Raw genomic sequence first — 13,549 nt, 5'->3', positions numbered from 1 at the left:
CATGGCTGATCTGTGGCGGCGAGTTGCGTCCCATTCCAACCGGGATGATCGCGGGCTCGTGACGGTGTACCTGGACTCTGCGTCGGCGGTGGCTGCCCTGCTCGGGGATCACGCGGTTGCGAAGGCGTGGACGGAGCCGAGCGCGCTTCCCGAGATGCGCGTGGCGGGTCTCGCCGGGCACCTTGCTCGCTCGGTGTTGCTCACCGAGGCCGTGTTCGACGCGCCGATCGAGGAGGGTCATGCGTTGACCACCGCTGAGTACTACTTGGCCGGCGGCGACCTCTCCGATCTTGGTTCCCACTCCAACCTACGGGTCCGCGAAAGCGGCGAGGACACAGCGGCGGGCGGGCCGGGTGCCCTCGCCTTGACCGTCAGGGACGCGCTCGGACGCCTCAGCGCTCGGCTGCCCGGCGAGTCGCTTGCTGTGGCTCACACATGGTTCGGCCGTTGCACCACGCGGCGGACCGTGCTGGAGGCGCGCGTACTCGAGATGGTCGTGCACGCAGACGATCTGGCCGTCAGCGTTGGCATCTCGCGACTTGAGCTCCCATCGGCAGCGGTCGACCTGACCATCCAACTCTTGCTGGAGGTCGCACGGGGGCGGCACCCTCCGATGGCGGTCGTCCGGGCCTTTGCACGGCGAGAGAGGGACGCGGCCGACGCCCTCCGTGTCTTCTAGTCATGGGAGGTCGTGAGGGCTCGCCACTGGTCAAGGCTCGCGTGGGTCCCCAACCAAGGAGATGCAGCGCGATCAGTTGCGTGCGACGGCCTTGCGGGCCTGATCGGCCACACGGTCGATCTCGGCGGAGAACGGCACGTCGTCACGAGCGGACATATCGACGTCGATGCCGTCCCCGCCCGCACCCGGCGCGACACCGCGGCCGTGGTGCTCGACGGCGACGGCGACGTTCCGCCCTCTCATGTCCGAGACGTGGGCGATCTGCCCGACGGTAGGACGCATATATCCATCTTCGGCTCCGGCGGATATACTCGGCTGTCATGAGCAAGCGACTGGTCGACATCAACGACGAGCTTCTCGATGAGGCGGCGACGGTCCTCGGCGCCGCCACCATGAAGGAGACTGTGAACCGCTCCCTCGAGGCTGTCGTTCTCGCGGCGCGGCGTCGACGGCACGCCGACCGGCTCGAAGCGATGCGTGACCTCGACCTCGCGAAGCCGAAGGTGATGTCGGGCGCGTGGCGCTGAGCGCGACCTACCTCGCGGACAAGAGCGCGCTGGCCCGGTTCCCGGTCGCTGCAGTAGCGGCGCGGCTACGACCGCTGCTCGAAGACGGTGACCTCGCGACGTGTGCAATCGTCGATCTCGAGGTGCTCTACAGCAGCCGCAGCCTCGTCGACTACGAGGCGATTCTCGAGGAGCGGCTCAGCCTCGATGCCGCCCCCGTCACGCCCGAGGTGATGACGACGGCCATCGACCTCCAACACGAGCTCGCACGAAAGGGACAACATCGAGTCCCCATCCCTGACTTGATGATCTCGGCGGCGGCACGGGAGGCGGGTCTCATCGTCTTGCACTACGACTCGGACTTCGAGCGGATCGCCGCCGCAGGCGGCGCGCGGCACGAGTGGGTTGTTCCCCAGGGATCTGTCTGACGAGCAGGAACCTGCGGTCCTGCGCAGCCGGGTCGCCTGGTGCCGGTCGCGCCGCCAGGCACGATGTATGCTGATCTGCATGCAAAGCACGAGCGTCCGGATTGACGCCGCCACCCACCACGAGCTGAAGCAACTGGCCGCGGAGCTGCACACCACGGTCGGCAACACCGTGTCCCTCGCGGTACGGGCGCTTCGGCAGGACCGCGTCGGCGCGGAGCTGCAGACGCCGCTGCGCGACGACGAGGCTTCCTGGCTCGATGCCGAGCTCGGGTGATGTCATCGACCTCGAACTCGGGGCCCCCGAGGGACGCGAAGCGGGCTTCTGTCACCCCGCCGTCTTGGTGACGGCTCAGCGAATCCTCGACGCTGGACCCAGTGTCGTCCACGTCGTGCCGCTCACGACCAGGGTCCGGCCGTTCCACTCGGAGATCGTCATCGAACCCGATCCGGCCAACGGTCTCACCGATCTCTCGGCCGCCCAGTGCCAACACCTGCGTGCGGTGTCGCCGACCAGGATCGTCGCCAACCGCGGCAACGTCGGCCCTGCCGTGCTTGGGCAGCTGCGTGAGACGATCGCTGTGATCCTCGACCTGCCCTGACCGAGGTCGGTGACAGCCCCTCCGTGGCGCAGAAGTCCACATAGCTCGATCGCACAGCTCTGGCCGCGCCCTCCAGCCGAGTGCTCCGCGGCCGCCGCCCGGCGCTCCCGGGACTCGGCCACCTCGGGACCGACCTTCGCGGCCAGGACGGTGAGGGGGCCAGGTGGTGCACGACGCCCTCCCTACCACGGCCTCCCGCTGGCCATCGCCCTTGACAAGCGGGCGGCCGAAGGGGGATGGTTCAGGGGTGACAGCGCCGACCACCCTCCTCCTCCTCATGTAGACGGGTGCCCCCATATCGGCACTCGTCGCTGCTCCTGAGCCCCCGGGCCGGGAGCTTTCTTCGTTTTCCGGCCCCGTACCCTCCGCTGCCCCCGACCACCGCCCCAAGCCGCAGACTGCGAGCACGACCATGGCCCCCGAGCCCGTGACCCCCAAGCCCATGCCCTTCGACCGGTACCAGCCGACCGTCCCGGTCGAGCTCCCGGATCGCACCTGGCCGGACCGGCGCCTCACCGCCGCCCCCCGCTGGTGCGCGGTCGACCTGCGCGACGGCAACCAGGCCCTGATCGACCCCATGGACCCGGTCCGGAAGCGCAAGATGTTCGAGACCCTGGTGGCCATGGGCTACAAGGAGATCGAGGTCGGGTTTCCCTCCGCGAGCCAGCCCGACTTCGACTTCGTGCGCCAGCTCATCGACGAGGACCTCATCCCCGACGACGTGCACATCCAGGTCCTCACCCAGTGTCGCGACGACCTCATCGAGCGCACCTACGAGGCCATCGCCGGCGCCGGGCAGGCCATCGTGCACTTCTACAACTCGACCTCGACGCTGCAGCGCCAGGTCGTGTTCGGCCTCGACAAGGCGGGCATCACCGAGATCGCGGTCAACGCCGCACGCCTGTGCCGCAAGCTCGAAGAGACGGTGCCCGGAACCGCGGTGCGCTACGAGTACTCCCCCGAGAGCTTCACCGGCACCGAGCTCGACTACGCGGTCGAGATCTGCGACGCGGTGGCCGAGGTCATCGCGCCCACGCCGGAGCGGCCGCTGGTCATGAACCTGCCGGCGACGGTCGAGATGTTCACGCCCAACCTCTACGCCGATGCCATCGAGTGGTTCCTGCGCACGGTGCGCAACCGCGAGGCGATCCTGCTGTCGCTGCACCCCCACAACGACCGGGGCACCGCGGTCGCCGCCGCCGAGCTGGGCGTGCTGGCCGGCGCCGACCGGGTCGAGGGCTGCCTGTTCGGCAACGGCGAGCGCACCGGCAACGTCGACCTGGTGACCCTGGCGCTCAACCTCTTCAGCCAGGGCATCGACCCGGAGGTCGACCTCTCCGACATCGACGCCGTGCGCCGGGTCGCCGAGTACTGCAACCGCCTCCCCGTCCACGAGCGCCACCCCTACGCCGGTGACCTCGTCTACACCGCCTTCTCCGGGTCGCACCAAGACGCCATCAAGAAGGGCTTCGCCGCCCTCTACGCCACCTCCGAGGCCGCCGGCCGGGGACGGGACTACGAGCGCTGGGAGGTGCCGTACCTGCCGATCGACCCGGCCCACGTGGGGCGCACCTATGAGGCGGTCATCCGGGTCAACAGCCAGTCCGGCAAGGGCGGCGTGGCCTACATCATGGAGATCGAGCATGGCTTCGCCCTGCCCCGGCGCCTCCAGATCGAGTTCTCCAAGACGATCCAGACCATCGTCGAGGACACCGGCACCGAGATCGGCCCCGGCGCCATGTGGGACGCCTTCACCACCACCTACCTGCCAGCCGAGGCGCCGTTCGCCTTCCGGTCGAGCGAGCTGACCTCGAGCTCCGACGGGTCGAGCACCATCACCGCCCAGCTCATCGTCGAGGGCGAGCCCACGACCGTCACCGGCACCGGCAACGGCCCCGTCGCCGCCTTCGTCGCCGCGCTGGCCGACGGGCTCGGCGTCGCCGTCGAGGTCGTCGACTACCACGAGCACTCCCTCGGCGCCGGCGCGGATGCCACCGCCGTGGCCTACGTCGAGACCAAGGACGGCGACGGCACCGTGCGCTGGGGCGTCGGCACCGACCCCAACATCATCACCGCCTCGCTCAAAGCCGTCCTCGGCGCCGCCGCCCGCGCCCGGGTCGGCGGCTGAGCGTTCGGGTCCGGTCGAAGCGGGCCCGTGCCGTTCTCATCCGAGGTCAACCGACCACCGGCATGCGAGGCGAACCAAGGTCAGGTCGATGCTCCCCCGGCGATCTCGTCTCGGAGCGATTCCAGGTACGGCAAAGCCCGAAGGTCCTTGTCCCGCCCTGCAGCCCGCTTGGAGTCGATGACCCCGTCGAGGGACGCGACGCGGATCGACAGGCCAGCCGCGATCTCGACCACGCCGGCATCGGCGTCCCAGGCATCGAAGTCCTGACGCGGGCCCGTGGGCGCGAACGTCAGGTCGAGGTCGCCGTGGTCGGTGCAGAGGTTGAGCATCAAGGGCATCGCGTCCAGAAAGCCGGCGTCGATCGTCGTCGCGACCGGTCCGGCGGCAGTGCGCAGCTGGGCGCCGAGGCTCGTGAGCGCCCGGGCCAGCCGATCGAGGTTGGCAGGGTCACGGCGGGGAACCACATCGATGTCACTCGTCGGCAACGGCGAGCCGTGCAGGACGGCGGCGAACCCTCCGACGACGACGAAGCTCACGCCCTCGTCGTTGAGCGCCCGACAGATCGATCGCGGATCGAAGGTCACCGGACGTCGGACGCGTCACGGTGGGCGAGGATCGCGGACCACACCTCGACCGTGGACACCAGGCGCTCGACTCGCTCGGCGGGGGTCAGGGCCAACAGCTCGCGGATCGCTGCTCGATCGACGCCGCGCTCGTCCTCCAGGGGCCCCAGGGTGCTCATTGGCGCACCGTCTCCTCGTCATGGGTGGTGTTCACCGTTGTGGTCGTCACCGGCCTCCGATGCGCGCCGCCGCCTCCGCCGCCGGAGAGGCCGTGCCGTCTGGTTCGCTCGCTGCGCTCGCTGCCCTCGCTCACGAGGTCAGCCTACGACCGCCGGTCACCAGCGGGAGCTCAGCCCGAGGGGATCATGCCGTAGGCCCGCTCGGGGTGGAGGCGCAGGACGAGGCGGCGGTCGGCGACCATGGCGGCGCGGTAGTCATCCCAGTCCTGATGCTCACCTTGGAGCTGGCGGTAGAGCTCGACGAGCTCGTCGACCGTCGCATCGCCGGGGGCACCCGCCACGGGGGTCAGCTCGGCCCGGCCGTCCACCACGACATAGGACCAGAAGTCGTCTGCGGTCACGTGCAGCGACACGCGCTCGTCACGGGCCGCGTTGGCGTACTTGGCCCGGCCGTCGGTGATCGAGACGCGGACGATGCCGTCGTCGCCGAGGCCGTAGCCGATGTTCGAGAGCTGCGGCCGCCCGTCGCCCTTCAGCGTGACGAGCACGCCCCAGTGTCGGGTCCGGATGTAGTCGAGGGCAGCGGTGAGATCCATGCCGGGACCAACCGCTGTCCGCCCGCACCCCTTCCCTTCTCGGCGCGCCGAGAACGCGGCCGGGTCGGTTCGGGGGCCCGTCGTCGGGTAGCGGGCGCCGGCACCCGACGACGAGGAGACCCATGACCCGCTACGGCCTGAAGCTGATGTCCGAGCTGCGCAGCCCGCGGGAGCTGGTGGACCACGCCGTGGCGGCCGAGGCCCACGGCCTCGAGTTCGTCGCCATCTCCGACCACATCCACCCCTGGCTCCCCGAGCACGACCACAGCCCGTTCGCCTGGAGCGTCCTCGGTGCGGTCGCCCACGCCACCCACGACATCGACATCGCAACCGGGCTGACCTGCCCGATCGGGCGCTATCACCCGGCGATCATCGCCCACGCGGCGGCGACGGTCGCCTCGATGACCGACCGCCAGGTGACCCTGGCCGTCGGCGCCGGTGAACGGCTGAACGAGCACATCACCGGGGCCCTGTTTCCCGCCGTCGACCGGCGCCACGAGATGCTGGAGGAGGCCATCGCCATCCTGCGGGCACTGTGGACCGGTGAGTGGGTGACGCAGCGGGGTCCGCACTTCACCGTCGAGGACGCCCGCATCTACGACCTGCCGGAGCGGCCCATCGACCTCGTCGTCGGCGTCAGCGGCCCCGCCTCGCTCGATCTGGCCCAACGGACCGGGGCCGACGGGATCATGGCCGTCGACCCCGAGTCCGACCTGGTCGACGGTTGGGCCGAGCGCGACGGATCGCGCGACGCCACGTGGACCGAGGTCCCCTTCGCCTGGGCGCCGTCGGTCGACGAGGGCCTGCGCCTGGCCCACGAGCGGCTCCGCTTCGCCATCCCGGGGTGGAAGGTGATGTCCGAGCTGCCCAACCCGGTGAACTTCGGCGCCGCCTGCGCGAGCATCCGGCCCGAGGACGTGGCCGACGCGATCCCCCACGGCCCCGACCCCGAGCCCTACGTCGAGGCGGTGCGAGAGTTCGTCGCCGCCGGCTTCACCAACATCAGCATCATCCCCGCCGGCGACGACGTCGAGGGCACGCTGCGCTTCTGGGCCGACGAGGTGAAGCCCGCCCTTGGTTGAGCTGCGACTGGCGCAGCCCGGGCACCGGCGATCCCTGGACCGACGTGCTCCTTGGTCGCGGACATGGATCCAAGGCTCGGCCCCGCCGGTAGGTTCGGCCCATGGACATCGGCCGCTACGGCATCTGGACCTTCCAGCTCGACTTCGTGCCCTCCGGGCAGAGCGTGGACCATCTCGATGAGCTGGACGAGCTCGGGTTCGGGGCGGTGTGGGTGCCCGAGGCGGTCGGGCGCGAGGCGTTCACCAACGCCGCCCTGCTGCTCCGGGGCGGCACCGACATCGTCGTGGCCACCGGCATCGCCTCGATCTACGCCCGCGACCCGATGGCCGCGGCGGCCGCCCAGCGCACGGTGACCGAGGCCTACCCCGACCGCTTCCTGCTCGGCCTGGGCGTGAGCCACCAGCCCATGGTCGAGGGGCTGCGCGGCCACGACTACTCCAAGCCCTACTCCACCATGAAGGCCTACCTCGAGGGCATGGACCAGGGCCTGTTCATGGCCGCCGCACCGTCGACCGAGCCCCAGCGGGTGCTCGCCGCGCTGGGCCCGAAGATGCTCGAGCTCGCACGCGACCGCGCCGCGGGCGCCCACCCCTACTTCGTGCCCCCCGAGCACACGGCCATTGCCCGCGCCGCCCTCGGCGACGGGAAGCTGCTGGCCGTCGAGCAGGCCGTCGTGTTCGAGACCGACCCGGCCGCGGCGCGCGACATCGCCCGCAGCCACACCAAGATCTACACCGGGCTCCCGAACTACGCCAACAACCTGAAGCGCCTCGACCCCACGCTGACCGACGACGACTTCGCCCACGCCGGCAGCGACCGCCTCGTCGACCGCATCGTCGCCTGGGGCGACATGGAGACGATCCTCGCCCGGGTGCGGGCCCACCACGACGCCGGCGCCGATCACGTGTGCATCCAGGTCATCGACGGCGGCACCGACGTGCCCGACCAGGCCTGGCGGGACCTGTCGGCCGCCCTCGGGCTGGCCGGCTGAGGGACGGTCCGATGTCGCTTTGGGACGACCCGGAGGCGACCGACGACGCAGGGCTCCACGCTGACGAACAGGGTGGTCTTGACCGGGCGCCGGTCTGCCCGGCGTGCGGGGTCACCGCCCTGCCCGGCGAGCTGGCCCACGTCGTCGACACGACCTTCGTCTGCGACAACGCCGAGTGCGACTCCTACGGCGAGGTCATCGCCTGACCCCGGGGAGCCCCGCCGCCACCGAACTTCGTACGGATGTGTGCCCCGGCGGACAACTCCCGTACCGAGCTGGCGGCGGTGTGCGGATCACCCCATCCCGAACAGCGGACGACAGGCGTCGATGCCCGCCAGCGTGATGTCGCCCCGACGGCACGGTTCCCACTCGGCCCGCTCGAGGACGAACCGCTGCTCGACGCGACGCTGCCCCTCGATGGCGTGGATGACCGTGCCGTTGGGCCCGTAGCCGAGGCGCCGGTTCAGTTCGCCCGTCCATGCCCCCCATGGTGGCCGCCGTCACGGCAGCCGGCACCGAGCTTTCCGTCGCCGGTACGGTCAGGGGGCCAACGCGAGGGAGGGCCTGGTGGAATCGATCAAGATCGAGGTGCGCACCGGCGACCGGGTGGTCACGGACCTGACCGACGAGGTGGCGCGCTTCTGCCACGGACGAGGTGACGGGCTGGTCCACGTCTTCGCCCCCCACGCCACCGCAGGGCTGGCGCTGATCGAGACCGGCGCCGGCAGCGACGACGACCTGGCCACCGTCCTCGGCGACATCCTCCCCCGCGACGACCGCTACCGACACCGCCACGGCTCACCCGGCCACGGCGCCGACCACGTCCTGCCGGCGTTGCTCAGCCCGTCGGTCAGCCTCCCGGTCCTCGACGGACGACCGGCGCTGGGCACCTGGCAGAGCGTTGTGCTGGTGGACACCAACGCCGACAACCCGGAGCGCACGGTTCGGGTCAGCTTCCTCACCGGCTGACGCCGAGGCGGCCCGACCCGGCAGAGCCGTCCGACTCGACGGCGCTGTTCGACCCGACGGCGCCGTTCGACCCGGCGGCGCCGCTCTGAGCCACGGTTGAGCCATCCGTGGCGCATCGGTGGCTGAGCTCAGAACGAGTGCGGGCCGCTGGGTGGGTCGGACCGGTCCCGGGGAGCGGTCAGGCCCTGTCTGTCAGGGTGGGGTGAGACGCGCGGCCAGTGACGGGTCAGACGTTGCGGCGGTAGCGGCCGCCGACGTCGAAGAGGGCGTGGGTGATCTCGCCGAGCGAGCAGCTGCTCACCACGTCCATCAGCACGGTGAAGAGGTTGTCGCCGGCGAGGGCGGCGTCCCGGAGCCGCCCGAGCGCGGCCTCGCGCTCCGATGCGTGGCGGTCCCCGAAGTCGGCCAGGCGAGCCAGCTGGCTCTGCTTCTCGGCGTCGGTGGAGCGCTGCAGCGCGACGATGACCTCGTCGTCACCGTCGGCCGCGGCCGGCGGCAGGAACGTGTTGACGCCGATGAGCGGCAGGGTGCCGTCGTGCTTGCGGGTCTCATAGAGCATCGACTCGTCCTGGATGCGGCCCCGCTGGTAGCCGGTCTCCATGGCCCCCAGCACCCCGCCGCGCTCGGTGAGGCGGTCGAACTCCTCGAGCACCGCGGCCTCGACCAGGTCGGTGAGCTCGTCGACGATGAACGAGCCCTGGTTGGGGTTCTCGTTCATGGCCAGGCCCCACTCCTCACCGATGACGAGCTGGATGGCAAGGGCCCGGCGCACCGACTCGGCGGTCGGGGTCGTGACCGCCTCGTCAAAGGCGTTGGTGTGGAGGCTGTTGCAGTTGTCGTAGACGGCGATGAGCGCCTGGAGCGTGGTGCGGATGTCGTTGAAGGCCATCTCCTGGGCGTGGAGCGAGCGGCCCGAGGTCTGCACGTGGTACTTCAGCTTCTGGCTCCGCTCGTCGGCTCCGTAGCGGTCGCGCATGGCAATGGCCCAGACACGGCGGGCCACCCGCCCCAGCACCGTGTACTCCGGGTCCATGCCGTTGGAGAAGAAGAACGACAGGTTGGGGGCGAAGTCGTCGACATCCATGCCGCGGGCCAGGTAGGCCTCGACGTAGGTGAGCCCGTTGGCGAGGGTGAAGGCCAGCTGGCTGATCGGGTTGGCGCCGGCCTCGGCGATGTGGTAGCCGGAGATCGAGACGCTGTAGAAGTTCCGCACCTGCTCGGCGACGAACCACTCCTGGACATCCGCCATCATCCCGAGGGCGAACTCGGTGGAGAAGATGCAGGTGTTCTGGCCCTGGTCCTCCTTCAAGATGTCGGCCTGCACGGTTCCCCGGACGTTGGCCAGCACCCACGCCCGGATCTCGGCCGCCTCCTCGTCGGTGGGCGCCCGCCCGGTCTCGGACGTCACCTTGGCGAGGCGCTGGTCGATGGCCGCGTTGAGGAACATGGCGAGGATCGTCGGGGCGGGGCCGTTGATGGTCATCGACACCGACGTGGTCGGGTCGCACAGGTCGATGCCGTCGAAGAGCACTGCCATGTCGTCGACGGTCGCGATCGACACCCCCGAGTTGCCGACCTTGCCGTAGATGTCGGGCCGCGGGTCGGGGTCGAACCCGTACAGCGTGACCGAGTCGAACGCGGTCGACAGGCGGGTGACGGGCTGGCCCTCGGCCAGGAGGTGGAACCGGGCGTTGGTGCGAAAGGCATCGCCCTCGCCGGCGAACATGCGCGCCGGGCGCTCGCCGTCGCGCTTGAACGGGAACACCCCGGCGGTGAACGGGTAGCGGCCGGGGAGGTTCTCCTCCCTCAAGAAGCGCACCAGCTCGCCGTGATCGGTGAACCGGGGCAGGGCGACGCGGGGGATCTTCGACCCCGAGAGCGACTCCTTGGTGAGCACAGTGGTCAGGTCTCGGCCGCGGATCGTGACCGTGTGCTCGTCACCGGAGTAGGCGGCGACGGTGGCCGGCCAGGCCTCCAGGAGGGCGCGGGTCTCGGGGTCGAGGTGTTCGTCGGCCCGGGCCTCGATCTCGGCCAGACCCGCAGCACCCTCGTCGCCGCCGGCTTCGGCCACCAGGGCCCGCACGGCCTGGATCTGTTGGCGTTGGCGCGCCGCGGCGGCCTGCTCGGCGGTGCGGGTGTGGTGGTGGCGGACCGCCTCGGCGACGTCGGCGAGGTAGCGGACCCGGGCGGGAGGGACGATGGCGGTGTCGGCCGAGGACACCTTGGCCTCGACCGGGGCGAGGGTGCCCCCGCCCATCGGGGCGCTCAGGCCGTGCTCAGCCAAGCGGCGCCCGAGCTCCTGGTAGAGGGCGGTGACGCCGTCGTCGTTGAAGCGGCTGGCCACGGTGCCGTAGACGGCCATGTCCTCGGGGCTCGATCCGAACGCCTCGGAGGTGCGCACCATCTGGCGGCGCACGTCGCGCAGGGCATCTTCGCCGCCGCGCCGGTCGAACTTGTTGATGGCGACGACATCCGCGAAGTCGAGCATGTCGATCTTCTCGAGCTGGCTGGCGGCGCCGAACTCGGGGGTCATCACGTAGAGCGAGGCGTCGGTGTGGTCGACGATGGCGGCGTCGCCCTGACCGATGCCGGGGGTCTCGACGATGACGATGTCGGCGCCCCATGCCTTGGCGGCGGCGATGATGTCATCGAGGGCCTCGGGCACCACCGCGCCGGCGGTCCGGGTCGCCACGCTGCGGAAGTAGATGGTGGCGGGGTCGATGGAGTTCATGCGAATGCGGTCGCCGAGCAGGGCACCTCCGCTCTTGCGCCGGGTGGGATCGATGGCGACCACGGCGATGCGGAGCTTGTCCTCGTGGTCGAGCCGGAAGCGCCGCACCAGCTCGTCGGTGAGCGACGACTTGCCCGACCCGCCGGTGCCGGTGATGCCGAGCACGGGCACGGTGCGGGCTGCGGCTGCGGCGCGCACCTCGGCCCGCTGGTTCTCGGGCAGGGTGCCGGCCTCGAGGGCGGTGATGACCCGGGCCAGGGGGGCGCCGTCGCCGGCGAGGAGAGGGTCCAGGCTCTCGGGGAGGGTCGCGGCCAGGTCGATGTCCGTGGCCTGCACCATGGCGCTGATCATGGCCGGCAGGCCCATCAACTGGCCGTCGTGGGGCGAGAAGATGCGGGTGATGCCGTAGGCGTGGAGCTCGTCGATCTCGGAGCCGATGATGGTGCCGCCGCCTCCGCCGAAGACCTTGACGTGACCGGCGCCGCGCTCGCGCAGCAGGTCGAGGAGGTAGGTGAAGTACTCGACGTGGCCGCCCTGATAGGAGCTGACCGCGACGCCCTGGACGTCCTCTTGCACCGCGGCGGTGACGATCTCGTCGACCGAGCGGTTGTGGCCCAGGTGGATCACCTCGGCGCCCTGGCTCTGGAGGATCCGCCGCATGATGTTGATCGAGGCGTCGTGGCCGTCGAACAGGCTGGCGGCAGTGACGAACCGCACCGGGTGCGTCGGGCAGTACAGGTCGGACGGGGTCAAGGGGAGCTCCAGGCCGGGGGTGGTCCCGAGATTACTTTGACGTCCAACAACCTGTCGAGTGCCCTATTTCCGGCCGCCGCCACCCTCACCACCGAAATTGCGTACCTGAGTCGCGCCGGGCGCGACTCAGGTACGCAGTTTCAGAGGAGGTGGTGGGTGAGGTCGCGGAGGACGACGCCCCCTCCTCCGTGGGCGACGTCCTGGTAGGTGAACTCGAGGACCGTCCAGCCGAGCCGGGTGAGGTGGCGTCGGCGCTCGCGGTCCCACTGGTGGGCCCGGGCGCCGAAGTGGTGCTCGAGGCTGTCGCACTCCATGGCGACCAGCTGATGAGGCCAGGCCAGGTCGAGGTAGCAGAGGAAATCGCCGTCGCGGACCATGTGCTGCAGCACCGGCCGGGGCAGAGCAGAGTTCTCGATCAGCCGCAGTGCCATCCGCTCGAAGCCGCTGTCGGGGATGCGGTCGCCGATCCCCCGCTCGGCCAAGAGCGAGCGAAGCGCCACCGTGCCGTCTCGGCCCCGGCGAGCCACCTCGAGGTGGCGGGCACTGACCCGGCTCAGGACGGATCGGTCGCGGCGGGCGGCCGAGTCGAGGGCCTGGCCGGCACGAAACTCGTGGACGACGGCGGGCAGGTCGACGAGTGTCCGCACCAGGGTCGTGCACGGGATCCCGTCGACCTCACCGGAATCGACGGGACGAAGGTCGGTCGACTCGTGCACGACAAGCCCGGCTCGGTGCCGCCGCGACCAACGAGGTACGACGAGCTCGATCCGGCCGGGCCGGATGCCGTCGAGGCCGTGGAGCGCCGCTGCCGCGCGGTGCGACGCCAGTGCCCCGGACACCGACAGCACCGCTGCCGCCAGCGCCTCCCGCCACGAGGCCGGGGCGCCGGCGACCCGGTAGACGCCAGGGCCCACCCGCTCGACCCACCCGGCCTTCTCCCACCGGCGCAGTCGCGAGGGATCGACGCCTCGGCTTGCGGCCTGGGCGTGGGTGAAGACCCCGTGGTGGGCTGCGGCCAGGGACAACAGCTCGGCTGACATCTCGCTCCCGGGCGTCGGGTGCCTGGGGAGGGGAAGCGTCGGGCCGAGGGTGCCCCGCCTCTACCCCGCCGAACCTCGGATCGGACCCTGGTGAAATTGCGTACCTGAGTCGCGCTCGGCGCGACTCAGGTACGCAATTTCGGGGGGTGTCGGGCGGGGGTGAGTCAGAGTCGGAGGCGGGCGAGGAGGGCGAAGAGCTGGTCCGACTCGGACCGGTCGAGGTCGAGGGCCTCGAACACCTCGGCGTTGAGGCGGGCGGCGGCATCGGCGGCCACGCTCCGCCCGTCGTCGGTGAGCACGGCGA

The 13,549-nt window shown here is 70.7% G+C and carries 16 protein-coding genes; 10 read left to right on the top strand and 6 right to left on the bottom strand.

The window, feature by feature from the left end; all coding sequences use genetic code 11:
• Window positions 1–58: 58 nt before the first annotated feature.
• Window positions 59–679 (top strand): maleylpyruvate isomerase N-terminal domain-containing protein, encoded by a 621-nt coding sequence (locus VNL12_RS13840; protein ID WP_325595528.1) that lies wholly within the window; start codon window positions 59–61, stop codon window positions 677–679.
• A gap of 72 nt (window positions 680–751) precedes the next feature.
• Here VNL12_RS13840 and VNL12_RS13835 read toward each other — a convergent pair whose 3' ends face one another.
• On the bottom strand, window positions 752–961 hold the full coding sequence (locus VNL12_RS13835) for a hypothetical protein (RefSeq protein WP_325595527.1): 210 nt from the start codon (window positions 959–961) through the stop codon (window positions 752–754).
• 38 nt (window positions 962–999) lie between these two features.
• Between VNL12_RS13835 and VNL12_RS13830 the strand changes: the two genes are divergently transcribed.
• The 5 genes from VNL12_RS13830 to leuA all read left to right on the top strand — a co-directional run bounded on the left by VNL12_RS13830 (window position 1,000) and on the right by leuA (window position 4,340).
• On the top strand, window positions 1,000–1,206 hold the full coding sequence (locus VNL12_RS13830) for a type II toxin-antitoxin system VapB family antitoxin (RefSeq protein WP_325595526.1): 207 nt from the start codon (window positions 1,000–1,002) through the stop codon (window positions 1,204–1,206).
• A complete protein-coding gene (locus VNL12_RS13825) occupies window positions 1,197–1,613 on the top strand; it encodes a PIN domain nuclease (protein WP_325595525.1) in 417 nt (138 codons plus the stop codon). Before VNL12_RS13830 ends, VNL12_RS13825 begins: the two co-directional genes overlap by 10 nt.
• A 67-nt stretch (window positions 1,614–1,680) precedes the next feature.
• Window positions 1,681–1,887, top strand: coding sequence for a hypothetical protein (locus tag VNL12_RS13820; protein WP_325595524.1), 207 nt, complete (start codon window positions 1,681–1,683; stop codon window positions 1,885–1,887).
• Window positions 1,871–2,212 carry a type II toxin-antitoxin system PemK/MazF family toxin gene (locus VNL12_RS13815; RefSeq protein ID WP_325595523.1) on the top strand — a complete coding sequence of 114 codons (342 nt, stop codon included), beginning with the start codon at window positions 1,871–1,873 and terminating at the stop codon, window positions 2,210–2,212. Before VNL12_RS13820 ends, VNL12_RS13815 begins: the two co-directional genes overlap by 17 nt.
• Window positions 2,213–2,624: 412 nt before the next feature.
• Entirely contained in the window at window positions 2,625–4,340 is a 1,716-nt protein-coding gene (gene leuA / locus VNL12_RS13810) for a 2-isopropylmalate synthase (protein WP_414654897.1), read from the top strand.
• 80 nt (window positions 4,341–4,420) lie between these two features.
• On the opposite strand, the gene VNL12_RS13805 is transcribed toward leuA, so the two are convergent.
• From VNL12_RS13805 to VNL12_RS13795, 3 genes are all read right to left on the bottom strand, one after another.
• Window positions 4,421–4,876 carry a hypothetical protein gene (locus VNL12_RS13805; protein WP_325595521.1) on the bottom strand — a complete coding sequence of 152 codons (456 nt, stop codon included), beginning with the start codon at window positions 4,874–4,876 and terminating at the stop codon, window positions 4,421–4,423.
• Between the two features lie 44 nt (window positions 4,877–4,920).
• On the bottom strand, window positions 4,921–5,082 hold the full coding sequence (locus tag VNL12_RS13800; RefSeq protein WP_325595520.1) for a hypothetical protein: 162 nt from the start codon (window positions 5,080–5,082) through the stop codon (window positions 4,921–4,923).
• Between the two features lie 170 nt (window positions 5,083–5,252).
• Entirely contained in the window at window positions 5,253–5,678 is a 426-nt protein-coding gene (locus VNL12_RS13795) for a PPOX class F420-dependent oxidoreductase (RefSeq protein WP_325595519.1), read from the bottom strand.
• Window positions 5,679–5,800: 122 nt separating this feature from the next.
• On the opposite strand from VNL12_RS13795, the gene VNL12_RS13790 reads away from it, so the two are divergent.
• The 4 genes from VNL12_RS13790 (at window position 5,801) to VNL12_RS13775 (ending at window position 8,721) form a co-directional block, all read left to right on the top strand.
• The gene (locus VNL12_RS13790; protein WP_325595518.1) at window positions 5,801–6,760 is read left to right on the top strand and encodes a TIGR03557 family F420-dependent LLM class oxidoreductase; all 960 of its coding nucleotides are present in this window, start codon (window positions 5,801–5,803) and stop codon (window positions 6,758–6,760) included.
• 101 nt (window positions 6,761–6,861) lie between these two features.
• Window positions 6,862–7,752 (top strand): LLM class F420-dependent oxidoreductase, encoded by an 891-nt coding sequence (locus VNL12_RS13785; RefSeq protein WP_325595517.1) that lies wholly within the window; start codon window positions 6,862–6,864, stop codon window positions 7,750–7,752.
• An 11-nt stretch (window positions 7,753–7,763) separates the two neighbouring features.
• On the top strand, window positions 7,764–7,958 hold the full coding sequence (locus VNL12_RS13780) for a hypothetical protein (RefSeq protein WP_325595516.1): 195 nt from the start codon (window positions 7,764–7,766) through the stop codon (window positions 7,956–7,958).
• Window positions 7,959–8,319: 361 nt separating this feature from the next.
• Window positions 8,320–8,721, top strand: coding sequence for a YjbQ family protein (locus tag VNL12_RS13775; RefSeq protein WP_325595515.1), 402 nt, complete (start codon window positions 8,320–8,322; stop codon window positions 8,719–8,721).
• Window positions 8,722–8,947: 226 nt separating this feature from the next.
• Here VNL12_RS13775 and icmF read toward each other — a convergent pair whose 3' ends face one another.
• Both icmF and VNL12_RS13765 read right to left on the bottom strand, forming a co-directional pair.
• Entirely contained in the window at window positions 8,948–12,205 is a 3,258-nt protein-coding gene (icmF, locus tag VNL12_RS13770) for a fused isobutyryl-CoA mutase/GTPase IcmF (RefSeq protein ID WP_325595514.1), read from the bottom strand.
• A gap of 140 nt (window positions 12,206–12,345) precedes the next feature.
• Window positions 12,346–13,245 (bottom strand): type IV toxin-antitoxin system AbiEi family antitoxin domain-containing protein, encoded by a 900-nt coding sequence (locus VNL12_RS13765; protein WP_325595513.1) that lies wholly within the window; start codon window positions 13,243–13,245, stop codon window positions 12,346–12,348.
• Between the last annotated feature and the right edge of the window lie 304 nt (window positions 13,246–13,549).

Origin of the sequence: Iamia sp., from assembly GCF_035575815.1 — a bacterium.
GTDB lineage: Bacteria > Actinomycetota > Acidimicrobiia > Acidimicrobiales > Iamiaceae > Iamia.
The sequence above is the reverse complement of the archived record's forward strand: the minus strand, read 5'-3'. Positions and strand labels throughout refer to the sequence as shown.

Coding starts and splice junctions, on each gene's coding strand:
- VNL12_RS13835 (WP_325595527.1), bottom strand. CDS start 961: ATGCGTCCTACCGTCGGGCAGATCGCCCACGTCTCGGACATGAGAGGG.
- VNL12_RS13830 (WP_325595526.1), top strand. CDS start 1,000: ATGAGCAAGCGACTGGTCGACATCAACGACGAGCTTCTCGATGAGGCG.
- VNL12_RS13820 (WP_325595524.1), top strand. CDS start 1,681: ATGCTGATCTGCATGCAAAGCACGAGCGTCCGGATTGACGCCGCCACC.
- VNL12_RS13815 (WP_325595523.1), top strand. CDS start 1,871: ATGCCGAGCTCGGGTGATGTCATCGACCTCGAACTCGGGGCCCCCGAG.
- leuA (WP_414654897.1), top strand. CDS start 2,625: ATGGCCCCCGAGCCCGTGACCCCCAAGCCCATGCCCTTCGACCGGTAC.
- VNL12_RS13800 (WP_325595520.1), bottom strand. CDS start 5,082: ATGAGCACCCTGGGGCCCCTGGAGGACGAGCGCGGCGTCGATCGAGCA.
- VNL12_RS13795 (WP_325595519.1), bottom strand. CDS start 5,678: ATGGATCTCACCGCTGCCCTCGACTACATCCGGACCCGACACTGGGGC.
- VNL12_RS13790 (WP_325595518.1), top strand. CDS start 5,801: ATGACCCGCTACGGCCTGAAGCTGATGTCCGAGCTGCGCAGCCCGCGG.
- VNL12_RS13785 (WP_325595517.1), top strand. CDS start 6,862: ATGGACATCGGCCGCTACGGCATCTGGACCTTCCAGCTCGACTTCGTG.
- VNL12_RS13780 (WP_325595516.1), top strand. CDS start 7,764: ATGTCGCTTTGGGACGACCCGGAGGCGACCGACGACGCAGGGCTCCAC.
- VNL12_RS13765 (WP_325595513.1), bottom strand. CDS start 13,245: ATGTCAGCCGAGCTGTTGTCCCTGGCCGCAGCCCACCACGGGGTCTTC.